The following is a 24,032-nucleotide window of genomic DNA, read 5'->3' as shown; positions in this document are numbered from 1 at the left end:
ACCTGCTGCATATTAGTAACTATTGTCCACTTGAATTTGCATCATATAAGACCTTGCCCGCCTTAATCGTTTGGTGGAGCTTTAATTGTTCATCTAAAATCACTGCATCCGCATCAAAGCCTTGTATAAGCTGACCCTTATTACCTAGCTTCAATTGTTCGGCAGCATTAAAGCTGGACATTTTGACAAGCTCCTCCAGCGTACAATTCGTAATGTGATGCATATTCCGTACAGCCTGATCCATTTTTAAAATACTGCCTGCTAACGATCCATTTGACAAATGGGCACCAGCTTCTGTTACATGAACTGTTTGACCGCCTAAATCATATGCTCCGTAGGGCATTCCCTTTGCGCGCATGGCATCTGTAATTAAAATAAGCCCGTCTGCTCCCTTTAAGCGATAGGCCATTTCCACAGCGCCTTCATGCATATGGATAAAATCAACAATCAGTTCTGCCTTAATCGCATCTAGCAGCAGGACACCGCCAACTACACCTGGATCTCGATGGTGGAATGGACGCATTTGGTTGTATAAGTGTGTCCCCTGTGTGGCACCTAATTGAGCCGCTTGTTGCATTTGCTCAAAGGTAGCATCCGAATGACCAATTGAAACAATGACACCGCTAGCAGAAATACTTTGCACAGCTGCCATGCCATTCGGTTCTTCTGGTGCTAGCGTAATTTGCTTAATTTTATGGCCACTTAGTTGCTGCCATTTTGTCCATATATCTAAATTTAGCTCGACAATATATTCAAGAGGCTGTGCCCCTGCTCGCTGCTTTGAAACAAATGGCCCTTCGATATGAATACCTAGTACCTCTGCTTCATCTGGCTGTGGCTGGAACTGTGCTACATTTTCAATAGCTCGTTCAATGTTGTCATAGCTTTGTGTCATCGTTGTAGCTAAAAAGCTTGTCGTTCCTTCTTTTAAAAGGGATTGAGCCATCGTATGAAGCCCTTCATCAGAAGCATCCATCGTATCCATTTGAGCGGATCCATGAATGTGCATATCAATAAATCCTGGCAATAAAAATTTCCCTGAACCATCAAGCTGTTCTACATCGTGGATATCAAGCTGAGGAGCAATTTGCGCAATTTTACCATCCTTCATCCATACATCTACCTGTTCATCTCGTCCATTGCCATTCACTACTGTGATATTTCGAATGAGTAAACTCAAGAAAAACATCTCCTTCTTGAACAAGGGCTGTCGAAAAGGCATCCGTGTGCAATAGCTCATTGCCTCTGTATACCTTCGCTAACAGCCCCATTAGTAGTTACTTCTTCATTGTAATAATATTCGTTGAGCCTGCTCGTTGATAGCCAGTCTTTTCAAGTGTAATCTCTTGCCCCATTAAGCTTGTAAAGACAACTGGTGTGATGACAGAAGGTACTTGCCCTTCAATCTGTACAAGGTCTGCTTTTAATAACGCATCCCCACGCTTAACTTTTTGACCATCTGTAACGAGCAGATCAAAGCCATCACCATTTAGTTTGACCGTATCTAAGCCAACATGAATTAATACTTCAATGCCCGTATCAGATTTTAAGCCAATTGCATGCTTTGTTGGGAACACCATCACTACTTGACCATCAAATGGTGCATAGACTGCTCCATCTGTCGGACGTATCCCGAAACCTGGTCCCATCAAGCCTGCTGAAAATGCCTCATCAGGCACTTCTGTTAAAGGCAATAAATCACCCGTCATTGGCATTTCGAAATCACGGAATGTCATCGTGTCATTCTTCACCGTTTCTTCCATGACAGGCTGAGCTGATGGAAGTCCTACATTGGCTGGTGCTGGATTGCCTTTTTTCAAACGTTCTTTTATGGCTTCAGCTAAAAACTCAACAGATGTCCCAATGATTACTTGGACATTGGTTTTACTAATACGCATAACTCCTCTTGCACCTGTTTGCTTCAATGTTTTTTCATCGACGCTAGCAGAATCCTGTACTAATAATCGTAGGCGAGTTGTACAATAATCCACTTGCTTAATATTGTCTTTTCCACCTAATGCTTCAATTGTATAATATGCACGTAAATCGACATCATCAGCAATAGCATTTACTTCGCCATCCTCATCCTCATCGTCTTCACGTCCTGGTGTTTTTAAGTCTAATTTTTTGATTAAGAAATAGAATACCACAAAGTAAATCGCCCCAAAGCCTAAACCTAAAGGTAATAAGAGCCATGGTTTATCTGCCAGACCAAGGTTGAGTAAGTAGTCAATTAAGCCTGCAGAGAACCCAAAGCCGTCACGGAATCCAACGAGATAGGCCACAGCCAAAGAAATACCTGTTAATACAGCATGAATACCATAAAGAACTGGTGATAAGAACATAAAGGAAAATTCAATAGGCTCTGTAACACCCGTTAAAAAGGCTGTTAAAGCGATGGAAACGAACATCCCTCCAACGATTGGACGCTTTTCTTTTTTCGCTGCAAAATACATTGCTAGACAGGCTGCTGGTAAGCCAAACATCATAATTGGGAAGAAACCAGCTTGGAAATGTCCAGCTGTCGTGTCTCCTGCTAGGAAGCGGTTGATATCCCCTTTCACGATTTCGCCTGCTGCATTTGTAAATTCACCGAAATCAAACCAAATAATTGTATTGATTACATGGTGGAGACCCACTGGAATTAATAGACGGTTGAAGAAGCCATACATCCCTACACCAAGTGATCCTGCACCGATCATCCAATTACCGACAGCATCAATGCCACCTTGAATTGGTCCCCAAACAATTGCTAAAATACTACCTAAAATTGCCATGGTGATGGATGTAATAATCGGTACAAAGCGCCGTCCACCGAAGAATGATAACCATTCTGGAAATTTCACATTATAATATTTGTTATATAATAAGCCTGCCGTAATACCGGCAATAATACCACCAAATACACCCATATTTAATTCTTCGTTAACAGTCCCTAAAACGGCGACTAAAACAAGATGCGCAATCGCACCTGCTAGAGCTGCGCCACCACTGCTATCATGTGCAAACCCCATCGCAATACCGATAGCAAAAATAATTGGTAAATTCCCTAGTATAGCATTACCAGAAGCGGCCATAATACTAGCAATGTACTGGATGGCTTCATTCGGTACGGCCCCAAGCATATCCGCTGAACCTAAACGCAATAGTAATGCTGCTGCTGGTAATGTTGCGATTGGAAACATGAGCGACTTACCGATTTTTTGTAAGAAAGCAAACATTCATTATCCCCCTTTGGTATAGTTGTCTAGACCACTTTAGTAAAAAAAAGCGTTTTCACTAAGTTGCTATTATTATAGGCGCAATTCAAAAAAAAATAAATACTTTTTTAATATTTCGTGATGTTAAACAAAAAAACCGCACCCTAATCCAAAATTAGGGCACAGTTCTTCTTTAGCTTATGCCGTGACATCACGTTTCATAAAGGTTGAATAACTAATGACAAGGAAAACTACTGCGTATATAGCAAGTACTGTTAATGAGAAGGGCAACGTCACATCAGCAATCATGGAGCCACCACCATGCTCATACTGTGTTAAATCAGAATGTGTGAGCCAAATATATTTGACGATGTCGTATCGGCTTAAAAACATAACTATCATGCCGCCTGTAAAAGAAAGGAACATCGTTAAACCGATTGCTAATGAACTTGAACGGAATACTGAGCCAATCAAAAAGGCAAATAATGTAGACATCACAAAATCGCCACCAGATAATAGGTAATGATAGGCTAAATCGCTCCATACAGCCTTTTCAACGACCTGTCCATTGACCATTTCTAATTCCACACCTGTTCCCATGCCGAACAAGACTAAGCCGATAAGGGCACTTACCACAACATTGACCACATACAATAACAAACCAAAAAGGAATGTTGTCAGTAATTTAGACGTTAACACTTTTGCACGGGACATTGGACGCGTTAAGAGCATTTTAATCGTCCCTGTTGAAAATTCGCTCGATACAATACTAGCTGCGGTAATGACTGTAAATAAAGTAACAAGCGTAAGCATACCACTTGTAAAGGACATAAAGCTTGCAAGACTACTATCTTTTTGACTTGGTGCATCATTCGCTAAACGATATTCAGAAATAGCCATCTGCTCTTGAAAGTATGCCTTATCTTCCTCCGTTAAATCTTCACCTGCTAGCGTCTCTTTATAAGATTGAATGGCATCCTGCTCTATGTCCTGCCAAGTGCCTTCAACTGGTGATTTTACTTCATAATATTTTGTGATTCCAGCAGGAACAAGAATGACAACAATCAGCATGGCCACCATTGCCCATGTTCCTTTTTTATGCCATAATTTCATCCACTCATTTTGAATTAGCTTCAGCAATTTGTCCGCCTCCAGTCATTTCTAAGAATTGATCCTCTAATGTTTTTTGATGTGGCTGTACAGCAAATAATTGAATACCCGCTTGGACTAGTTGTGTAGTCATAGCTGGGACATCCTCTTTCTTCATTTCCACCACATAGCCTTGATTCTCTGCTACAAAGTTAAAGTCACACTGTTCCAGATAAGCAGACACCTGCTCTTTTGGCTGTGCCTCCACATAATAAAATGATGAGCTTTCATTGTGAATATCGCGCAGATCAATTAGCTGCCCATTTTGAATCACGGCCACTCGATCACACATCAATTCAATTTCTGATAATAAGTGACTTGAGACAAAGACGGATACGCCCTCTTCTGAAGCAATCTTACGTAGGTACATACGAAACTCACGAATACCAGCAGGGTCTAAGCCATTCGTCGGTTCATCTAAAATCAAAAATTTCGGTCTGTGCAATAACGCCTGGGCTAATCCTAGTCGTTGTCTCATACCAAGTGAATACGTAGAGACCTTTTCATGTATACGATTTTCGAGCCCAACCTGTTGAATGACCTCCTGAATTCGTTCCTTTGTTACATTTTTATGCATACGTGCAAAATGTAGTAAATTTTTATAGCCTGACATAAATTTATACATTTCTGGATTTTCAACAATCACACCAACCTTACTAATGGCTTCCTCGTAATGCTCCTTCAGTGAAAGCCCGTCGATGATGACATTGCCCTCTGTTGGATGCATAAGCCCTGTCATCATTCGGATTGTTGTTGTTTTCCCCGCTCCATTCGGTCCTAAGAATCCTGTAATTTGGCCTGGATATAAATCAATGTTTAACTGTTGAATTAATTGCTTGCCTCGAATAGTTTTCGATAAATTTTGCAATTGTACAATCGGTTCTGTCATATTTTTCACCCTTTCTAATCTATTTCGCCTGAGCATTATGCAGTCTGGCACGACAACATTGCTTTATTGACGATTCTTTCTTCACCTTTAGCTGTCTTTTACTGAAGGACGATAAAACCCTTTCATCCACTCAACTGCATCCTTATTAGCCACATCGCGTAATGTTTCCACATTCTCGTAGGCCATGATTGATCCTGCCTGCAATAAAATAATTTGATCTAAAATAGGCTCTACCTCATATAATTCATGTGTGGATAGCAAAATCGTTTGATTTTCGATGTCCGTAAATTGAATTAAGCCTTTAATCAACTGCTCTCTCACAATTGGGTCTAGCCCAGCAAATGGTTCGTCCATGACATAATAAGGAACCTCTCGTCCAAGGGTGGCAGCCATTTTCATACGACCACGATTACCCTTTGATAATTGGCGTAGCTTTGTGCGCGTATCTACCTGTAAAAATTGTGCGACGATACAGGCTTTGTCATAGGAAAAATCTTCAAATTGCGAAGCATAATGCTGGAAAAGCTGTTCACCCGTGTAGTACTCAAAAAACAAATCTGTATCTGGTAAATAAGCAATTTTGTCAGCACTTCTACGTGTGACTGGCTTACCCTCTAGTGTGATCTCACCAGCAGTGGGTCGCAGTAAACCAGCTAAAACTTTCATAAGCGTAGATTTACCACTACCATTTTCTCCAACTAGTCCAATGATTTGTCCAATCGGAAAGGAGAAGGATAGATCCTGTAAAACTGGCTTTTTCTTATATTGAAAAGATACATTTGATAGCTGTAACATCCCTTCACCTCACGCTTTATTTTTCAAAACCACAAGCATCTCTTCCTTCGAAAAGCCTAATGCCTCAATCGATGTTAAAAAATTTTCAGCCAGCTGATTTTTCATCTCTTCTCGCAATAACTCAATGCGCTCCTCATTGCTCGTAATAAATGTACCCTGTCCTCGTTTGGTTTCCGTTATATTCATTGCCTCTAACTCCTTGTATACACGTTGCACCGTATTGACATTGACACCTGTTTCTACTGCATATTCTCGAACGGAGGGAAGTCGATCACCTAGCTCCAACTTCCCCTTCAAAATGTCTCCACAAATTCGATCGACAAGCTGGCTATAAATGGGTTTGTCACGCGAAAAATCCATCGTCATCGTAAAACCACCCTTTCAAGCCACTTCGATGCTGCTAAAAACAGCAGTAGTAGTAATAACGTAATGGCTATTTCCTCAACGACATATATCGAGCCAAGCATCCATTCCATCGTCATTTCTTTCGCTTTTGGTAGATAGTGTTCGATGTTTTGAAGCGAAACTTCCCCATGGAGGAAGATCGCTCGATACAGCTGACTCTCCGTTACCCGCGCCCAACCAGCTGTGGTTACATAAAACACAATCATTGTCAGCACAATTGAAAAACGACCTATTATGCGCTTCAATTGCAAATAAAAAGCTAAAAAGAATAAAAGAACGATAAATAGCATTAATTGTAAAATCATCAATATAATAACAATTATTACTAAAACTAATAAAATTTGTCCAGCGCTCGCGATCAGCTCATCCTTAATATTGAAAATGGCTATACTCGTGAAAAGGATAGTGAAGAGGACATAACCTACTAATGAGCAAACCAATTTTGCTCCGATAAGCTTTGTGATAGAGCTTGTTGAATGGAGCCAGCTCTCCTTTGCTTTAATATCCAAACGCATCGATGCTAAAAATTGTAAGATAGAATAGAATCCACCTAGAAAAAGGACGAGCATCGTAAATGCAAATGCTAGTTGATGCTCATGTGCAAAGAGATCGACATACTGATGTAAGATATAGGGAACGATCCAAGATAGCATAAGTCCCATAAATATCCCTACTAGAAACCATGAGCGATAAAGTACCCATTCTTTTTTTAAAAGTCCTGTAAAGCTTTTCAATCACAACACCTCGTGTCATAGTGTACTAGTTACATATTACACTATGACTTTTTTGTTGGCAAGTGGCAAATACAAGAAAAAGGAAATTTTGTTTACTCAACAATTACGCTTATGCTCAAAGAAGGTATTCACCTATTAAACACAGAATATATGGATAGCACTCTAACACTAAGCGTAAGGTGGTACTTGAATGGATAAAAGAGTTGTCTTTGATTTTGAAATTGAATTTACCAATGGTGGTGGCATACAAGGGCAGGATTTTCGCCTTGATATTGATGGAGATGACATATCGGACGAAGAGCTAGCTAAGTATATTGTGGAAGATATGAGGTTGCTCATGGTTGGCAAGGTAACGATCCTAAACAAAAAAATTATTAATGAAAAACATAAACGAAAACCTCTTGATGAGCAAGAAAGGATATGAAGATCGTTGAAAGCGATACTATTTGATTTAGATGATACCTTACTTAATCGAGATCATGCTGTCGATAACCTGTTTTATATTATTTTGGAAAAATACTATGGTGCTATTCAGGGTATGCTCAAAAAGGACATGCTGGAAAAATTTAAGGAATACGATAAAAGAGACTATGGGATTGCCGATAAAACCAATGTTTTATCATCGTTTTTTGATGCGTTTCCATCAACCTTTCAATTGCCTCGCCATGACATGCAAGATTTTTGGGATCAGCAGTTTCCATATTGCTTTTCTATCGATCAACATATGTTGAAGGTTCTCCAAACGATTAAGAAGCAAGTACAAGTTGGCATTATCACAAACGGCTCTACACTGCGACAAAAGGCTAAAATCACACATACAGGTTTAGCTAGCTATTTTGATGTTATTCTTATTTCTGAGGAAGTAGGCTTAACTAAGCCTGACAAACGCATATTTGAATTAGCTCTACATCAGCTCCAAGTTCAGCCAAATGAAGCCTTATTCGTTGGGGATGACTTAGCAAAAGATATTGCTGGTTGTCAGCGAGCAAGGATGAAGGGCATATGGTACAATCCTCATCGGCTCACGAATCCTACTGACATTAAACCTGATGCAGTGATTCATTCATTTGAGCAATTAATAAAAGGAAGAGCCCTGTTTAACTAGGACTCTTCCGTTGACTGTTACACCATTTTCCCTACTACTTTTACCTTCAATCTTGTTGCATTTTCTGGATGATACGCGAGAGGTGTTTCTTCTACTTCCACTAGCTCAATGGTATCCTCAAGAGCACCTGCTAATACGGCTTGTTTCACAGCCTTGTTTTGTGCATCCTTCAAGGATTCCTCACGCGGTTCTTTGGAATAAATATAAATTTGCTCATATTGACCACTAATTTGTGCAATCGAGGCTCCGATGGCATTCGCAACACCACCGTATTCAGATTTTACAATTGTGGAAACGCCCCGAATATTTTCTGGCACAATGATACCACCACCCCCTACTAAGACTAGTGACACATCCTCTGAGGAAGTTTTCATCTTATCAATCGCCTGTTCTAGTAACGAAGAAATTTCTTCTTGAACGGCTTTGGCAAAGGCTTCATCAATATGTGCCACTAACGTGGAATCACCTACATCTGCTAAGCCTAAACGGACAGCGATATCTGTTGTCGTTAAGGTCGAGCCACCGAAAACAAGGGCCTCCTCACTGATTTTATAGCCTACACTATCCGGCCCGACTGTAATTTTGTCGCCGTTCACACGAACAATACTCCCCCCGCCAAGTCCGACTGAAATAATATCTGGCATCCTAAAGTTTGTCCGAATGTCTCCCACTTCAACTGCGACCGAGGATTCTCGCGGGAAACCATCCTGTAATACACCGATATCTGAAGTGGTACCCCCAACATCCAACACCATTGTGTTTTGAATTTGGGATAAATACGATGCTCCACGGATACTATTTGTTGGTCCACAGGCAATTGTTAATATTGGGAATTGCTTGGCGTAGTCGATAGACATTAATGTACCGTCATTCTGGCATAGATACACCTCTACATCAAAAATGCCTTCCGCTTGTAACGCCTGTACAAAGCCCTGTGTTGTTGTCTCAATCACCTTACATAATGCAGCATTTAGAATCGTAGCATTTTCACGTTCTATTAACCCGACTGAACCTATTAATGAGGAGCAGGAAATTGGGAATTCCTCGCCATAGACTTCTTGAATCCATTCACGAACCTGCAATTCTTGATCATTTTTAATAGAGGAAAAGACACCAACAATCGCAATGGATTCTACTTGACCACGCCATTCCTCTAGTAGTTTTGTAATTTCCTGTTGATCAAGCGCACTTAATAATTGGCCGTCATATTCATAACCACCACGGGCAATGGCATAATTACCAGATAATTTATCAATCATATCTGCTGGCCAAGCTGTATATGGGAGTACGGAAGCCGTCGCTGGATAACCTAGTCGAATGACACCAACCTTTGCTAGCTTTTTACGTTCAACAATGGCATTGGTGCATTGTGTTGTCCCTAACATCGCATGGGTAATTTTTGTTTTATCAATATTTGCGCCCTCTAGTAATTGTTGCAGTGACTTTTCAATCCCTGTTTTAATATCTAAGCTTGTTGGTGATTTCACACTGTAAATAAGCTGGCTATTATGGTCTAAAAGGATGGCATCTGTGTTTGTTCCACCAACATCGATTCCAATTTTATACATGCTCTGCTACCTCCTTTTTCACCAGTTCCTCAATTGGCGTATACTCATATTCATAGCCAAAGTATTTGGGTCCAGCTGTTTCAATACCTTTTGCTGTACGCCATTTTTCATGTGCTGGTAAGCCAATCACACGCACACGTTTACCATATTTTAAGCTCTCTGTTGTAACAGGCAATAAAGTTTCATAATCCACCAAACAAATTAAGTCTGGTGTCATCGCTATAACCTGCTCGTTTTTCTCAGCTAATAAGTTTTCATTTTGGAAATGAACCTTCATTTGATCATTTTTATAAGATTCAATACCTTCAAGATTCATTTTACCTAGGTTAAAGCCACCCTTCGTTTCACGAATAACATCCACTATTTTTCCTTGGAAAAGCTCATATCCTTCTGCAAGGTTTAAAAGGCTTTGTAGCTTATCGTTCACCTCTTGGTCTTTCGAGGCAATAATTTCACCAATTTTTTCAGAAAGCGTCACTATATGATGAACACCGCTTTGTTTAATTTGCGCACCCGTTGTTGGGTAGAGGCTCACTAAAGAACTAGCGCCCATTTCTACTGTTGCTGTTCGGGCGATACGCTCGGTCCATTTATTATCAATGGTTTCAAAAATACCAATATTCCCTTTTTCATCAGTGATGGCCATTGGCGTTGCCGAAATCCCATCTAAGTGGAATGTCACCATTTGTAATTCCGGAAATGCGCGCCCCATGCCATCACAATCAATCAATGGTAAGCCAAGCTGTGCTGCTACTACAATAGGAATCATCGAATTGACCCCACCTGCTTCCATTGGATAGGTACCTGCAATTTTTTCTTTCCCTAAATATTGGGCAAGCTTTTGGAAAACCTTAACAAACTCATCGCCACGTGGGAATTTTTCTACTAAAACTGATGGTGCCCCCATCATTGCGGCTGGAATGAAAAAATCATCATCCGCAATTTCATCCACTGAATACAATTTTACAGGGCCATTTTTTTCGATAGCAGAAAGCGCCATTAATTTTCCAATATAGGGATCTCCTCCCCCACCTGTTCCTAAAAATGCTGCCCCTATGGCAATATGTTCAATAGCTGCCTGATCTAAATATCTCATCTATGTTCCTCCAATATGACCGTTTTTTGTACAGATACACGATACCCAACATAATAAATCACGAATGAAATAATGATGCCAATCATCGGTTGGTTTGGTAGTGCTGGCAATGCAGGGAATAAGGAAAATACCACTGGCATACAGGCAATTACAGCACCTACTAGCCAAGAAAATACACCTAATCGATTGACCCCTTCAACTTCCTGCCAGCTATCTGTTTTGCCTTTATGAATGACCCAGTAGGAAGCAATCATCACCCCTGCAACAGGCGGAATCATCGCCGATAAAATTGACATGATAGGTGTAAAATAATTTAAAATCCCTACAACGGCTAAGATTGTGCCAATTGTACCCGCCACACCTATGGCTAATCGTTCTTTGTTTTTAGCAACATCAAATACATTAATTAAGGCAATTCCACCTGAAATTGCATTGACCAAATTGGTTTTCCATGTTGCTAAAATCAGACCCACTCCACCAATAAAGGGTGTTGCGATATGCAGAAAGACTGCTGTAATATCACTTGTTTGATAGGCAATCGTTAAGACAGCTCCCACAGCAATCATTAGCACCCCTGCAGGAATAATCCCTAATGTAGCGGCTTTGAAAACGTCTGAACGTTTTTTTGAAAATTGCGAATAATCGCCCGCGATAACAGCCCCTAATGCAAAGGACCCAATCGTTACAGCTAAACCATCCATAAAGCTCATATTGCCCTGTGGCTGATAATCCCGAACGAGCTGTAGTTGCTCACCAGCTAATATTTGACCTAAACCATACAGGCAAATGATGACGAGCAATGGTACGGCGATATAGCTTAAAATACGCAACACCTTCATCCCATAAAGTGCGGATACGACCATGACCATACCACTAATGAGTGAAGCGATTGGAATAGGTATATTCAAATGATAGATTGCTAATAAATTTGCTAAGGCTACGCCACACACATTGGCCTGAATGCCAAACCACCCTAAGCAAGCAATAGCTAAGATAATGGATAATATTGTACGAGAGCCCTTTTTTCCAAACACTTGTCCTGCTATATGGACAGTGGGCTTTCCTAAATCACTGCTTTGCATGCCTTGCAAAATCATGATGATCACGACAATAGCATAGCCTACAAAAGCAACAGCCAGTGCCTTTGATAAACTCATATTGGTAATCAGTGCGTTACCGACTAATAAACTAGGAATACAAATCATGGCACCAGCCCAAATAATGCCTAAGCTATACCAAGATTGACCTTTATTTTCATTTTGCATGTGACTCCCTCCTTATTTGGTGATGGATTAATGTTTTTAATTATAGAAGATAGGTAAGAGTTGAGTCTTTTGCGCAAATGAAAAAAATAATCTGAAATTTTGTTCAAAATGACAAAATTTCAGATTATTCTAATCATTAATCAATCGATATAGCATGCAAGCCATGTAGGCATCATAAAATTCCGAATATACGGTAACATCTGTGCCAATCAGCTCACTAATTTTTTTGATGCGGTATTTCACCGTGTTTTTATGGATATAGAGGAGCTCTGCACAGCGCTCCACACTAGCATTTGCATCTAATAAAAAGGTTATCAAAGTCTGCAAGGAATCATGGTCACGTATAATGGGTTCAATTACAGACAAATATTCTTCAATCATTTCCTCGCCCTGCTTACTGACATCAATTGCCCTTTTCATGGAGCGCACTTCCGCTGCAGTAAACAATTTTCGCATCGGATAAATCGTATGGGCTTTGTCCCCCACCTGATTGACCAATTGATACATTTGACGAACAGACTTTGTATTTCTCATTTTAGGTGCATAAACAATTTCTGCGATTTGGGCATCATACTGAGTAGTTTCACTATATTCAATGGCAATCTCAAACTCATGATACTTATAAAAGCAATTGCCTACCAGTACAATCATACAATGGTCAATGCATTGGATGACTCTTGTTTGATAATATTTGGACAGTTGCTCTTCTAATTCATCGCGAATTCTTTTTTCGTCTGCTAAATCATGCATGTAGACAAGCCACATCATTTGAATGGCGGAAACATCAATATGAAGAAGATTGGCTAATCTTCTCATTTTCTCCCCTTCGTCATTGATAATAGCTTTAACTAAGGCATATTCACTAACCTCATCATGCTTGTCTCCCCATAAATTTATGGCTACTTGCACAACCTCACTTACTTTTTCAATTGTCTTAGCAGGTAGTTTTGTATTTTCTTTAATCAGAAATAAAAATAGCGGCTCGCCATTTTTTTGATGTACTCTTTTATAGTCTACGACACAGGCGACATCACTTCTTAGCAGCTCGAGCTTGCCTGCTTCCCTCTGAAAATTGGATTGGGAGCATTCTTCGATGACATTCGCTACATCTAATGATGAATTTCGTGGCCACATCACTTGGTTCACAATGTCAAAATGACTATTGGTGAGCACAATATTCGCCTTTAAACGATCTGAAAGCATTTTCAGTGTAATTTCAACACTTCTTAAATGCTCAGGTAGTAACGATACCTTTTCTAATGTCTCTTTGACAAAATGATCATTAACGCCTTGATTACTAACAATCGCTTCCATAACCTCATAAATAACCTCATTATAGCGCAGTGAATAATCATTTCGCGGCATACAAATGATAATAAAGCCTTGTGCCTCCGCTAACGCAAGCACTTCTTCTGGAATATCAGGCAATACAATGCCGACATAATATAAAATAAGCCCCAGCTCTCCTAAATCATGTAAATGCTGAATCGTTTCACATTGCTGCTCCACACTATCTCGAATGGAGTAAAAGGAGCTAATGACAAGCTCCTCTGCATACCATTCCTCCTGTACACGGTTAATAATTTTCGAATAAAAATCAACATTCGATACCTCTAATACAGATAGAGATGATACGGTACGGTGCAGATTATCTCGCCCTGTTAACACCTCTGCCCCTCGAAAAGATGGCAATTGTAATAATTCATTGACCGTTACCCCATGTTCCACCACCACTTTTCTTTACAACTCTTTTGAAGAAGAATACCATATCCCCTACTATCTTTCAAAATACAGTTTGCTCTCTATTTTAACTGGTAGCTTGTTAGTGTTAAAATAGTAACTAAATGGATAAGATTAGAGAGGAAAATGAGAATGTCTAATCAGACAAAAAAAGATACAACCATTGGTACAAAAATCCGACACAGTCTACAGGCAGATTGTCAAAGCTGTTTTGGCTTGTGCTGTACCGCTTTAAATATTGTGGCTTCTAGTGATTTTGCGATCAATAAACCCGCAGGCACGCCATGTCCTAATTTGCAGGATAACTATAGCTGTCACATACATAGTCAGCTACGAGAGACAGGTTTTAAGGGCTGTACCGTTTTTGATTGCCTAGGCGCAGGTCAACAGGTTTCACAGGTGACATTTCATGGACAGGATTGGCGACAATCTCGTGAGCATGCTGACAAGATGTTTCGTGTTTTTCCTATTATGGAACAGCTTTACGAAATGATTGCATATGTGGCGGAGGCTTTGTCCTATCAGGTGGATAATATGCTTTATGAACAGCTAATTGCTCAATTGAAGCACCTACAGCAGACAATAGCTCAGGATGCAGATACCTTATTAGCATTGGATATGGTAGCTATTCGTATGCCGATCAATGCACTATTGCTCCAAACTAGCGAACAAATTCGCCAGCACAGTGTGAAGGGAAAGGCTTCTAGAAACTTGAATCAGCGTGGGGCTAATTGGATGGGCAAAAATTTAAAAGGCAAGGATTTACGAGCGACTGATCTAAGGGGGAGTTATTTAATCGCAGCTAATCTTCAAGATGCAAATTTACAGGGAGTAGATTTCATCGGGGCTGATTTGCGAGATACCAATTTACGCGGTGCTGATCTTTCAACAAGTCTGTTTTTAACCCAAATGCAAATCAACGCCGCACAGGGGGATCGTTCGACTAAATTACCTTCCTATATAAAACGACCTGCTCATTGGCAATAAAAAAAGGTAGATGGCGTTTTACGCTCATCTACCCTTTTTCATTAGGCTTGTTTCTTTTTATAAAGCACAGTAGCCGCCACTAACACAAGTAAAATAGACTGTCCTATGATTGTTTCCACCGTTGGATAGAAGCCAATCAAGCTAATAACAGGTAAGCCATCAACAATCGTTGTGGACAGATTATCTGTCAGCTGCAAAGTATGCAGACTGACACCAATAATTTTAAAGGCTAGCACATAAATTAAAATAGTTGCTACTGCAAAAAATTTGTGAATTGGAATTTTGCCACTTGCTTTAAATAACACAACTGCAAGTACAGCAAGAATGAGCAGTGCCACCACAATTCCAAGTATAAACTGCGACGTTTCCATTTTAGGTGCAATCCCCGCATAAAAGACTAGTGTTTCTGCACCTTCACGGAAGACCGATAAAAAGCTAATCATAGCCATCGCAAAAATAGAGCCACTCGAAATGGCATTACCCATTTGTTTGGAAATATAGCGATTCCAACTGACCACGCTTGATTTACTATGCAGCCAAATACCCACACCGATCATCATCGCTGCAGCAATTAACCCTACATAGCCTTCCATTAACTCGCGATTCGTATCAATCGTTGCCGAATTTAAAATCGTCGACATAAGGATGGCAGCTACGGCGGATAATAGAACGCCGACAAACGCTCCGACATAAATCCATTTGCGCATCTTGTTTTGTCCTGATTTATTAAGGAATGACACTAAGGCTAAAATAATCAGTAATGCCTCTAGTCCTTCGCGTAATAAAATTAACGCAGCGTCCCAAATTGTGTAATCGGTATCCCCTTGAATTAGCTCAATTTCAGTACGGAATGTATTTAATTGTTTGGTAATAGCTTGCTGATCGACGTTGGATTTTAATAAATCACTCGCGATAATCGGCATATCACTTTCAATTTTCGTGTAAAGACTACCATTACGTGTGGAGATTTCAATTTCTACGCTTGGCCAAATGGTAATAAACTCACGTATTTTATTTGAAGCTGCCTGGTAATCACCAGCGTTGACAAAATCATTGGCCTCATCTATATAGGCAATTAATGTCGCTAATGAATACTCTCCCTCTACCACTTCGGCTGTTTCTTTACCAGCTACAAAATCCTCAATCGTTTGCTTTAAAGCAGCAAATTGAGATTGCATAAGCGCTACATCAGGCTCCTCAGCAGAAATAGAGATACGAAGAAATGCCATTTGTGTTTCGATTTGCCCGTACATTGCGATACTTTGTTCACGCACAGGTCGCTCATTTTTATTCCATTTACTATTAAAATCTTTGTAGGCTTCATCAATTGCCTGAATATCACCACTTGCTAAAGCTTTTTCAAAGTCTGCCATTATCGGCTTAAATTTTTGTCCAAACTCTGCTCGCTGTGCCGCTTCATCCACTGGATTTTCAAGCTTTTCTAATGCACGCAATGCATTGGATAGTGCGGATAGCGCCTCTAAACGTTCATCCTTGGACGTTGCCTCAGTAGCCTGTGCAAGGATTTCATCAACCTTTGCTTTTGCCTCTTTCTGCTCTGAAGATACTTTAGCCCAATCAATAGCAAATTGTTCAAGTGCCTGCTTGGCCTCTGCCTCTTTATCCTTCTTTGTATTCATCAGTGCATCACTAATCGCAATATAGAGATGACTATAGGACTGCGCAGCTTGCACAGGTAAAGCTAAAGTCAGCATAAGGGCAAACACGATACTACAGCGCGTTAAAAAGTGCTTCACCTAAATAACTCCCCTTTTGTACACCAGGGAAGCAAGCAAACACGTCACTGCCTCGATGGGTAATGTACTCATTCATTTTATCCATACGCCCTAAGCTATTTTGAATGGTTGTAAATTGGGCTGGATCTTTTTGAAAAGAAATAAAGATTAGCCCCGCATCATGGGTCCCTGTATTCGACATCACGCCTGACGCATAAGAATAAGAGCGTCGCAAAATACGCGCACCTGATTTCCGCGCCAAATGGACATGTGATGTATCAGGCATAATATAATTGCCCTTATCATCCTTTGCCTCTACATCAAAATCATCGAATTCCTTTGTTTTGCCAAAAGGTGCCCCACTGTCGCGGTAACGGCCAAATGTTGCCTCTTGATCTTTCAATGATGTACGATCCCAAGTTTCAAGATGCATTTGAACTTTACGTGCAATTAAATAAGAGCCACCCTTTAACCAGCCTTTATCCACCCACACGACCTCATTTAAGTCTTTTTCATCCGTAATGGCTGGATTTACAGTACCGTCCTTAAAGGCGAAGAGGTTTCGTGGTGTCCCTCCACTAGCTGGAAACGAGTTAAAGCCCGCCTGTGACCATTTTATTTCTACTTTACCTGAAGCAGCTCGTACTAGATTACGAACAGCATGGAAGGCCACCTGCGGATCATCTGCACAAGCCTGAATACACAAATCACCACCTGTGTATTCTTTCTGTAGCTGATCTTTAGGGAAATGTGGTAAATCCTTTAGCTCCGCTGGTTTTAAATGCTGGATGCCCAGTTTATCAAATAATGAAGGCCCGACACCAATGGTAATGGATAGATTAGATGCATCTAAGCCCTCTGCCTCTCCAGTATCGCCAGTTGGCACTCTTGTATTTGTCGATACATCGACCATGACTTCACCATTCATTAAACGCACAACAAGGGGTGTCCATTGCTGGAACAACGCTTGTAGTTCCTTCTTTGATGTCACTAATACATCTAAAGAAGCAAAATAAATATTCGTCTGTACAGGTGTCACAATACCTGACTGATGCTTGCCATAGAAATTGACCTTATTGCTAGCCGTCGTGCTATCTGCTACTGGCTCAAAGACATCATAGCCCATTGCTTTCATGACACCACCCAAGCCAGAGGCACCGATGGCAACACCTGCCACACCGATACCTGTTAGCTTTAACATATCACGTCTAGAAATTTTTTTATTTATAAATTTTTCCTCGTTTGACGTTGTCATTGTTTATGTTCACTCCAAAATGATACCCATTTGACTTAATGGTTCTCCAAGCTGATTCACCGCTGCTGCCAGTGCTTTTGTGTTTTCCTCCGTTAATTCTTCGTAAGATATATAGCCACCATCAGCCGTTGTATGCTGTGCTAATAAATCATCTACTGCTTTGAATTTTTCATCAAGTGTTGCCACTAATGTAGAATCTTTTGCTTCTAATTTTGAGCGTAAAATCTCAAAGATTTTTTCTGCGCCTTCAATATTCGCTTTAAAATCATAAAGGTCTGTATGAGAGTAAATTTCTTCCTCACCTGTAATTTTAGATGTTGATACTTCATTTAATAAATCTACTGCACCTGTAATCATTAAGTCAGGTGTCACTTCCACTGTTTGTACAAGTGCATGCAATTCCTTCGCATCTGCAAGAAGCTGATCTGCTACAGCCTCATAACCTTTTGTTGTATTTTCTTCCCAAAGCGCATACTCAAGCTTATGGTAGCCTGACCATTCTTCCTCACCTTTACCTTCTTCTTGAATATCTGCTAAACGTCCATCGATGCGAGGGTCAAGATCACCGAAGCTTTCCGCAATTGGCTCAGAGCGTTCAAAATACATACGTGCTGGCGCATACGCTGCCTTTGCCCCTTCAATATCGCCTGCTTTGAATAGGTTCACAAATTTCTCTGTATCTAGTAAAAATTGATCCATTTGCTCTAACGCAAATTGTTGATAGGCTGATAATTCAGAAGATAAATCCACCTCTTTTGTAGCTTGCTCCGCCTGTTCTGTTGCTGGCTTATCTTCTTTTTTTACTTCTTCTGTATTGCCACAGCCAGCCATTAAAATGCCTCCTGCTACTAATACCGACAAAAATGATTTGTTTTTCATACTTCGTACCTACTTCCGAATTTGTTTTATATTGTGATGATAATGATTATCATCATCTATTGCAACAACTATTTTTGTAAATAGAAAAAAACGTCATTTTTCAGTTATTCTTTACGAACAACTAGAAAAAAGACGTTTTTTCTACAATATAATGATTCTAATCTATGAAATTTTTGCTTGTTTCAAATTTTCATGTTTTCCATGTAAAAGGTAATAAAGCACAATCGACACTAAAATAACAAAGACCATCGAGAAGAAAATCGAGCTGTAGCCCATAGATGGTACAAATAAGCCTAAGAAATAAGGCCCGACACCTAAGCCTAAATCATAAAAAATAAAATACGTAGATGTCGCAAGTCCTAAACGCTCATTTGGTGTTACTTTGATGGCAATTGCCTGTGCCACCGAGTTGAAGTTTCCATAGCCAATCCCGATACAAGCGGCAGCGATTAAAAAGGCAATCGTAGTTGTTGCTGAGCTAAAGGCATACATGCCTATTGCAAACAACACTAAGCATGGATAGATAATGATATTTGCCCCTCTTGTATCAAGCAATTTCCCTGTAAATGGACGTGTAGCCAAAATGACAATAGCATAGATAATAAAGAAGTAGCTACCTGCTGATACTAAATCTAGCTCCTTTGCATAAAACGTCATAAACGACATCACACCTGAATAAGCAAAGCCAATCACAAGTGCCACAAAGGCAATCGGTACTGCACGCATTTCAATAAAGTTCGTCACTTTAAACCCAGCCTTTACAGCTGTATCCTTTGCTTTTTTCGGTGCATCTGGCACGGTCACAATGTAATACATAAAGAAACAAATAATCGCTAACACAGAATCTACTGCAAAAATCATACGATAATCTGCAAATAGCTGTGTTAATAATATTCCGATAAATGGGCCAATGGCTGTGGCTAGAATAGCGCTTAAGCTATAATAACCAATCCCTTCTCCACGACGCTCAGCTGGTAAAATTTGTGCAATAATGGTACCTGTTGCTGTACTGGCAATCCCTAGTGCAATCCCCTGTACTAAACGATTGATCATCAGCAGCGGTAAATTGCCTGCTATAAAATAAGACATTGTTGATAACATAAATAATAATAGTCCACAAAATAATGTTTTTTTGCTACCCCAGTCTCCAATAATACGCCCTGTCCCAAGACGACCTAATAGTGTCCCGATAATAAAAATACTCGATACAAGCCCCGCTGTACTTGTAGAGGCATTAAAATGCTCCACCGCATATGCTGCTATCGTAACCATTAATAAATAAAAGATTAACGTAATGGTAAAATTAATAAGTGAGACAATTAAAAAATCTTTTGTCCATAGTTTCTTTCTGGTTGCTTCCACGTTGCTCTCTCCTATTGATTAATATTCATACAAATTCTTGCTAAAACCTGTGTCGCAATGTCAATATCTTGTTTTGGCACGCCTGCCAAAGCCTGCTCAAAAAATGGATTTAGATGCGACTTTATTTCCAGCACAAGCTCTTCCCCATGCTTTGATAGGTGTACCAGCTTTTCACGCTTATCCTTGCCCGTCATCGTTTCCACATAGCCTAGCTCCACAAGTTTATGTACAAGCTTCGTGACACTTGGCTTCTCTATAGACATGAAATTCGCGATATCTACAAATGAATGTGGACCCTTATCATTCAAGAAACGAAGCACTGCCCACTGTGAGCTATATAACTGATAGGGTTCAAGCTGCACATTCAACTGATTAATAAACGGCCGATACATTAAGCGGTACTGATTAAAAAATTCCTGTTCAATTGTCACACTATCACTTCCTTTTATATTAGTTAGCCTAGCTAACTATATACCTAAAAACTCTATTTGTCTAGTAGGAAATAAGCGAAACATCGCTCTTGGGAGTGAGTGGTATCCTGCTCTATCCACTTAAACGAGGCGTATCCTCCACTTTCTCTGTTCTATCCATCACTTTGCGCGTTCTATCCGCTACTTTCCTTGTTTTATCCGTCACTTTCAGCAATCTATCCACTTACACGAGGCGTATCCTCCACTTTCTCTGTTCTATCCACCTACTTCAAGCGCCCTTTCTCTCTACAACACTAAAAGCTACAATTCAGACCGCTTGAATTGTAACGCTTAGTTCGCTATTCCTTAATCCAATATTTCCGATGCTTTTTGACACCCTCTGCTTTCAAAGGGAGTTGTTGCATCAACTTGTACGCTAAATCGGGAGAGTCAATGCCAAAGAATTCGCGGAAGCTTCGATTGGTTACCTGCTGCCCGACTAGTAACCTGTAGTCCTCTAATGTTCGAACCAATGCATCATCGTCCACCAATCCACAGCGTGGGCACGTCCATTTTTTATAGTGATACGATAATCGCTGCCCATTAACACATTGTGGACATAGCACACCCTTCACCATCTCCTTAAGAGGCACCTCTACCTCTTTTTTCAACTTTGTGTGCAGGGATAATAGAAGGTTGGCTACTTGTAAAAGATCAACTCTTTCTCTAGGTTGATAATGCTCTATCCACTTTTGTAGATGAAATCGTAACCCTTTCACATGAAATATCGGTTGCCCCTCAAAACCCTTTGTTAAAATTCCATTTTTCGTTGCCAGCACTACCGCATGGACAACAGGTAATTCGATACGTTCTCGCAGTAGAAGCTTTTTCATCCATATGACATGCCGATCCAGCTGAACAAATGGATCAGTCATTCCTTCCACCGTGCCATCCAATGTCGTCCGTGTAAACTGCGCAAAAGGGACATCATATGAGAGATTTCCTGTTATATTTTTGATTTCAAGAATAAGTAAAAAATGAGGGCAGAGAAAGATGGTATCCATTTGATGGGTAGATCCGTAGCTATTTGTGGTTTGAAAATCATGTAGAAAATAATGTGGGGTTGGTAAATCGATTTCGAGCCATTCTGCATCAACACGCTGTTCCCCCGCAAGACCTGCTTGGACACGGCTCAAACGTTCACCATAATAGGCGTAGTTATTATGCGTCTGTGGCAATCTACGGAGCACCACCTCTAGTATTTTTTGCGAACCCGATGGTTGTCGTGCTAATAGAATCATGTATTCACCTCCTGTTCTGATTATACAAAAAAAGAACCTCAATAAATGAGGTTCTCAAAAACTTGAAAGGCAGATGATGTAAACTCTTTTTTTCACTATTTTTATTAAATCGAAAGACTGTTTTTGTGAGCAATAACTAATACATTTCTACACATTTTTGCGCAATAAATATAGAAAATAAGGTGCGCCAATAAATGCAACAACAATCCCAGCAGGAACCGTTGCACTTGCAATAGCAACACGTCCAATGGTATCAGCAAGCATTAGCAAGCTTGCGCCAATGAATAGCGTCAATGGTAAAAAGAATTGGTAGCGTGGACCAACGAGCTGTTTTGCAATATGGGGAGCCATCAAACCGATGAAGGCTACTCCCCCTGTTACGGATACCGCGGCAGCCGCTAGTGCAACCGCAACAATTAATAATCGGAAACGTTCTCGCCCAATGTTCATACCAAGTCCGACTGCTGTTTGCTCCGTCATGGCCAAGACATTTAAAACGTTGGCTTTATAGAAAATGTAAGGGATGCCCAGTACAAGCCAAGGCATTAGCGCCCAGAAAAATGGCCAATCTGTGCCCCATACATTTCCGGCTAGCCATTGTGCAATAAATTGTACATCGCTCCGCTCAGCAGAGGATATTAATACCATCATGACCCCTGATAAGGCTGATGCTACGCCTACCCCTACTAAAATAAACTGTACGGGATGGACACCCTTATTACGCTGATAAGAGAAAAAGTAAATACCCAGTGCTGTCACTAAGGCACTACAAAAGCCGACAATCGGTAAAATATAGGCAAAGTGAGGAAGGTCGCCATCTACTAGCAAATAAAAGACAGTAATCCCAACACCTGCGCCAGCACTGATACCTATAATTCCTGGGTCTGCTAAATCATTGCGGGTTACGCCCTGTAATACGGCCCCTGCCAGTGCTAATGCCATACCCGCAGCCGCTAGCACAAACATTCTAGGTAAACGGACTGAAAAGAGTACAAAGGACTCTTTAAAACTACCATCGCCAAGTAAGGTTGGAAGAATTCGGTCAATAGAAACCGAAGCAGCACCTAATGAAATCCCTAAAATAAAAATGAACAAGGTTACCACAAGCCATATGAGTAACCATTTACGCTGTTTTTTGCGACCTTCTTTAAACAAATTGACGTCCTCCCTTCCGCACTAATAATAGGAAGAATGGAAGACCTAAAATCGAAATAATAGCGACAACTGGCGTTTCATAAGGTGCGTTAATCATGCGCCCTGCGAAATCAGCCAACACCATGAACCAGCCACCAACAATGGCACTCATCGGTAAGACAAAACGATAGTCTGTCCCAACAAACGCGCGGACAATATGCGGTACCATTAAGCCAACGAAAGCTAGATTTCCGACTAGGGCCACAGCAGAGCCAGCCAGAATAACCACAACGAACATCATTACACCCTTTACGAGCGTAGTATTTTGTCCGACACCCACTGCTACTTCTTCATTTAAGCTTAAAATCGTTAATTGACGACTAAAAGCAAATGAAAGCAGTAAGCCAATAATAATAACGGGTACGATCAATAATGCCTGCCATGTTGTGCCAATGAAACCGCCACTTGTCCACATCGAAACATCTTTGGAAATTTGAAATAAAATGCCCGTCCCTTCAGCGATTGCCTGTAATAAGGCTGTGACAGCCGCACCAGCTAAAACAAGCTTTAAAGGGGAAAAGCCTTTTTTAGTAGAAGCACCAATCCCATAAACTAACATCATACCGATTCCCGCCCCAACAAAGCAGGCTAAAATTAACGTATAATACGAGAATTTAGGGATAAATGCCATTGTTAAAGCAAGGGCAGCATTTGCCCCTGCCGTTAAACCAAGCAGCCCTGGATCAGCTAATGGGTTCCGTGTAACCCCTTGCATAATCGCCCCAGCGACTGCGAGGGCACTCCCAACAAAAATAGCTGCAATGATACGAGGAAATCGAATTTCACGTAAAATCGTGTAATGTTTACCTCCACTATGTCCGACAATTGCTTGAAAGACATCTTGAATGCTTGTATTCGCTGCCCCTAAGCACAGCGAGATACTGGCAGTACCAATTAATACAAGCAATGCAAGCAATACTTGAAGCCAAAATGGAAGCTTTCGAAACTTTGTCATTCGCCTT

22 protein-coding genes are annotated in these 24,032 nt (G+C 40.5%); 3 read left to right on the top strand and 19 right to left on the bottom strand.

All coding sequences use genetic code 11. The features are described 5' to 3' along the window. Window positions 1-19 precede the first annotated feature (19 nt). From nagA to BFM98_RS11440, 7 genes are all read right to left on the bottom strand, one after another. The gene (nagA, locus tag BFM98_RS11470) at window positions 20-1,180 is read right to left on the bottom strand and encodes an N-acetylglucosamine-6-phosphate deacetylase (RefSeq protein ID WP_054550896.1); all 1,161 of its coding nucleotides are present in this window, start codon (window positions 1,178-1,180) and stop codon (window positions 20-22) included. A 97-nt stretch (window positions 1,181-1,277) separates the two neighbouring features. Beyond that, window positions 1,278-3,221, bottom strand: a complete 1,944-nt coding sequence (gene nagE, locus BFM98_RS11465; RefSeq protein WP_066037442.1) for an N-acetylglucosamine-specific PTS transporter subunit IIBC — start codon at window positions 3,219-3,221, stop codon at window positions 1,278-1,280. Window positions 3,222-3,398: 177 nt separating this feature from the next. Then, window positions 3,399-4,340, bottom strand: a complete 942-nt coding sequence (locus BFM98_RS11460) for an ABC transporter permease (protein WP_066037441.1) — start codon at window positions 4,338-4,340, stop codon at window positions 3,399-3,401. Next, window positions 4,318-5,238, bottom strand: coding sequence for an ABC transporter ATP-binding protein (locus BFM98_RS11455; protein ID WP_009370928.1), 921 nt, complete (start codon window positions 5,236-5,238; stop codon window positions 4,318-4,320). Before BFM98_RS11455 ends, BFM98_RS11460 begins: the two co-directional genes overlap by 23 nt. A gap of 87 nt (window positions 5,239-5,325) precedes the next feature. Continuing rightward, the gene (locus BFM98_RS11450) at window positions 5,326-6,033 is read right to left on the bottom strand and encodes an ABC transporter ATP-binding protein (RefSeq protein WP_066037440.1); all 708 of its coding nucleotides are present in this window, start codon (window positions 6,031-6,033) and stop codon (window positions 5,326-5,328) included. A gap of 9 nt (window positions 6,034-6,042) precedes the next feature. Continuing rightward, entirely contained in the window at window positions 6,043-6,399 is a 357-nt protein-coding gene (locus BFM98_RS11445; protein WP_048390347.1) for a GntR family transcriptional regulator, read from the bottom strand. After that, window positions 6,396-7,172, bottom strand: coding sequence for a hypothetical protein (locus BFM98_RS11440; protein WP_066037439.1), 777 nt, complete (start codon window positions 7,170-7,172; stop codon window positions 6,396-6,398). Before BFM98_RS11440 ends, BFM98_RS11445 begins: the two co-directional genes overlap by 4 nt. A 190-nt stretch (window positions 7,173-7,362) precedes the next feature. On the opposite strand from BFM98_RS11440, the gene BFM98_RS11435 reads away from it, so the two are divergent. Next, complete coding sequence (locus BFM98_RS11435; protein WP_054550893.1) at window positions 7,363-7,596, top strand: hypothetical protein; 234 nt, start codon at window positions 7,363-7,365, stop codon at window positions 7,594-7,596. Between the two features lie 6 nt (window positions 7,597-7,602). After that, window positions 7,603-8,277 (top strand): HAD family hydrolase, encoded by a 675-nt coding sequence (locus BFM98_RS11430; RefSeq protein ID WP_048390332.1) that lies wholly within the window; start codon window positions 7,603-7,605, stop codon window positions 8,275-8,277. A 17-nt stretch (window positions 8,278-8,294) separates the two neighbouring features. Here BFM98_RS11430 and BFM98_RS11425 read toward each other — a convergent pair whose 3' ends face one another. The 4 genes from BFM98_RS11425 to BFM98_RS11410 form a co-directional block, all read right to left on the bottom strand. Further along, window positions 8,295-9,845 carry a hydantoinase/oxoprolinase N-terminal domain-containing protein gene (locus BFM98_RS11425; protein ID WP_066037438.1) on the bottom strand — a complete coding sequence of 517 codons (1,551 nt, stop codon included), beginning with the start codon at window positions 9,843-9,845 and terminating at the stop codon, window positions 8,295-8,297. Beyond that, window positions 9,838-10,941, bottom strand: a complete 1,104-nt coding sequence (locus BFM98_RS11420) for an S-methyl thiohydantoin desulfurase family protein (RefSeq protein WP_066037437.1) — start codon at window positions 10,939-10,941, stop codon at window positions 9,838-9,840. Before BFM98_RS11420 ends, BFM98_RS11425 begins: the two co-directional genes overlap by 8 nt. Then, a complete protein-coding gene (locus tag BFM98_RS11415; protein ID WP_066037436.1) occupies window positions 10,938-12,206 on the bottom strand; it encodes a cytosine permease in 1,269 nt (422 codons plus the stop codon). Before BFM98_RS11415 ends, BFM98_RS11420 begins: the two co-directional genes overlap by 4 nt. 129 nt (window positions 12,207-12,335) lie before the next feature. After that, a complete protein-coding gene (locus BFM98_RS11410; protein ID WP_066037435.1) occupies window positions 12,336-13,940 on the bottom strand; it encodes a PucR family transcriptional regulator in 1,605 nt (534 codons plus the stop codon). Between the two features lie 138 nt (window positions 13,941-14,078). Between BFM98_RS11410 and BFM98_RS11405 the strand changes: the two genes are divergently transcribed. Beyond that, window positions 14,079-14,933 carry a pentapeptide repeat-containing protein gene (locus BFM98_RS11405; protein ID WP_054550887.1) on the top strand — a complete coding sequence of 285 codons (855 nt, stop codon included), beginning with the start codon at window positions 14,079-14,081 and terminating at the stop codon, window positions 14,931-14,933. Window positions 14,934-14,974: 41 nt separating this feature from the next. Here BFM98_RS11405 and BFM98_RS11400 read toward each other — a convergent pair whose 3' ends face one another. The 8 genes from BFM98_RS11400 to BFM98_RS11365 all read right to left on the bottom strand — a co-directional run bounded on the left by BFM98_RS11400 (window position 14,975) and on the right by BFM98_RS11365 (window position 24,025). Then, the gene (locus BFM98_RS11400) at window positions 14,975-16,690 is read right to left on the bottom strand and encodes an FTR1 family iron permease (RefSeq protein ID WP_066037434.1); all 1,716 of its coding nucleotides are present in this window, start codon (window positions 16,688-16,690) and stop codon (window positions 14,975-14,977) included. Continuing rightward, window positions 16,665-17,924 (bottom strand): iron uptake transporter deferrochelatase/peroxidase subunit, encoded by a 1,260-nt coding sequence (efeB, locus tag BFM98_RS11395; RefSeq protein WP_066037433.1) that lies wholly within the window; start codon window positions 17,922-17,924, stop codon window positions 16,665-16,667. The genes BFM98_RS11400 and efeB overlap by 26 nt, the downstream gene beginning before the upstream one ends. 9 nt (window positions 17,925-17,933) lie before the next feature. Continuing rightward, window positions 17,934-18,803 (bottom strand): iron uptake system protein EfeO, encoded by an 870-nt coding sequence (gene efeO / locus BFM98_RS11390; protein ID WP_048390316.1) that lies wholly within the window; start codon window positions 18,801-18,803, stop codon window positions 17,934-17,936. A 162-nt stretch (window positions 18,804-18,965) separates the two neighbouring features. Then, window positions 18,966-20,165, bottom strand: a complete 1,200-nt coding sequence (locus BFM98_RS11385) for an MFS transporter (RefSeq protein ID WP_066037432.1) — start codon at window positions 20,163-20,165, stop codon at window positions 18,966-18,968. 11 nt (window positions 20,166-20,176) lie between these two features. Further along, entirely contained in the window at window positions 20,177-20,596 is a 420-nt protein-coding gene (locus tag BFM98_RS11380; RefSeq protein ID WP_054550884.1) for a MarR family winged helix-turn-helix transcriptional regulator, read from the bottom strand. A gap of 338 nt (window positions 20,597-20,934) precedes the next feature. Beyond that, window positions 20,935-21,876 (bottom strand): nuclease-related domain-containing protein, encoded by a 942-nt coding sequence (locus BFM98_RS11375; protein WP_066037431.1) that lies wholly within the window; start codon window positions 21,874-21,876, stop codon window positions 20,935-20,937. Window positions 21,877-22,023: 147 nt separating this feature from the next. Then, on the bottom strand, window positions 22,024-23,031 hold the full coding sequence (locus BFM98_RS11370; protein ID WP_048390307.1) for a FecCD family ABC transporter permease: 1,008 nt from the start codon (window positions 23,029-23,031) through the stop codon (window positions 22,024-22,026). Beyond that, a complete protein-coding gene (locus BFM98_RS11365; RefSeq protein ID WP_054550883.1) occupies window positions 23,024-24,025 on the bottom strand; it encodes a FecCD family ABC transporter permease in 1,002 nt (333 codons plus the stop codon). Before BFM98_RS11365 ends, BFM98_RS11370 begins: the two co-directional genes overlap by 8 nt. Between the last annotated feature and the right edge of the window lie 7 nt (window positions 24,026-24,032).

The sequence above is a fragment of the Lysinibacillus sp. AR18-8 genome (assembly GCF_001705465.1).
Lineage (GTDB): Bacteria > Bacillota > Bacilli > Bacillales_A > Planococcaceae > Lysinibacillus > Lysinibacillus capsici.
The sequence above is the reverse complement of the archived record's forward strand: the minus strand, read 5'-3'. Positions and strand labels throughout refer to the sequence as shown.

What these genes read in the sequence shown, in the direction of transcription:
- efeB (WP_066037433.1), bottom strand. Translation starts at nt 17,924, where the DNA reads ATGACAACGTCAAACGAGGAAAAATTTATAAATAAAAAAATTTCTAGA.
- efeO (WP_048390316.1), bottom strand. Translation starts at nt 18,803, where the DNA reads ATGAAAAACAAATCATTTTTGTCGGTATTAGTAGCAGGAGGCATTTTA.
- BFM98_RS11435 (WP_054550893.1), top strand. Translation starts at nt 7,363, where the DNA reads ATGGATAAAAGAGTTGTCTTTGATTTTGAAATTGAATTTACCAATGGT.
- BFM98_RS11365 (WP_054550883.1), bottom strand. Translation starts at nt 24,025, where the DNA reads ATGACAAAGTTTCGAAAGCTTCCATTTTGGCTTCAAGTATTGCTTGCA.
- BFM98_RS11450 (WP_066037440.1), bottom strand. Translation starts at nt 6,033, where the DNA reads ATGTTACAGCTATCAAATGTATCTTTTCAATATAAGAAAAAGCCAGTT.
- BFM98_RS11420 (WP_066037437.1), bottom strand. Translation starts at nt 10,941, where the DNA reads ATGAGATATTTAGATCAGGCAGCTATTGAACATATTGCCATAGGGGCA.
- nagE (WP_066037442.1), bottom strand. Translation starts at nt 3,221, where the DNA reads ATGTTTGCTTTCTTACAAAAAATCGGTAAGTCGCTCATGTTTCCAATC.
- BFM98_RS11405 (WP_054550887.1), top strand. Translation starts at nt 14,079, where the DNA reads ATGTCTAATCAGACAAAAAAAGATACAACCATTGGTACAAAAATCCGA.
- BFM98_RS11415 (WP_066037436.1), bottom strand. Translation starts at nt 12,206, where the DNA reads ATGCAAAATGAAAATAAAGGTCAATCTTGGTATAGCTTAGGCATTATT.
- BFM98_RS11375 (WP_066037431.1), bottom strand. Translation starts at nt 21,876, where the DNA reads ATGATTCTATTAGCACGACAACCATCGGGTTCGCAAAAAATACTAGAG.
- BFM98_RS11445 (WP_048390347.1), bottom strand. Translation starts at nt 6,399, where the DNA reads ATGACGATGGATTTTTCGCGTGACAAACCCATTTATAGCCAGCTTGTC.
- BFM98_RS11425 (WP_066037438.1), bottom strand. Translation starts at nt 9,845, where the DNA reads ATGTATAAAATTGGAATCGATGTTGGTGGAACAAACACAGATGCCATC.
- BFM98_RS11455 (WP_009370928.1), bottom strand. Translation starts at nt 5,238, where the DNA reads ATGACAGAACCGATTGTACAATTGCAAAATTTATCGAAAACTATTCGA.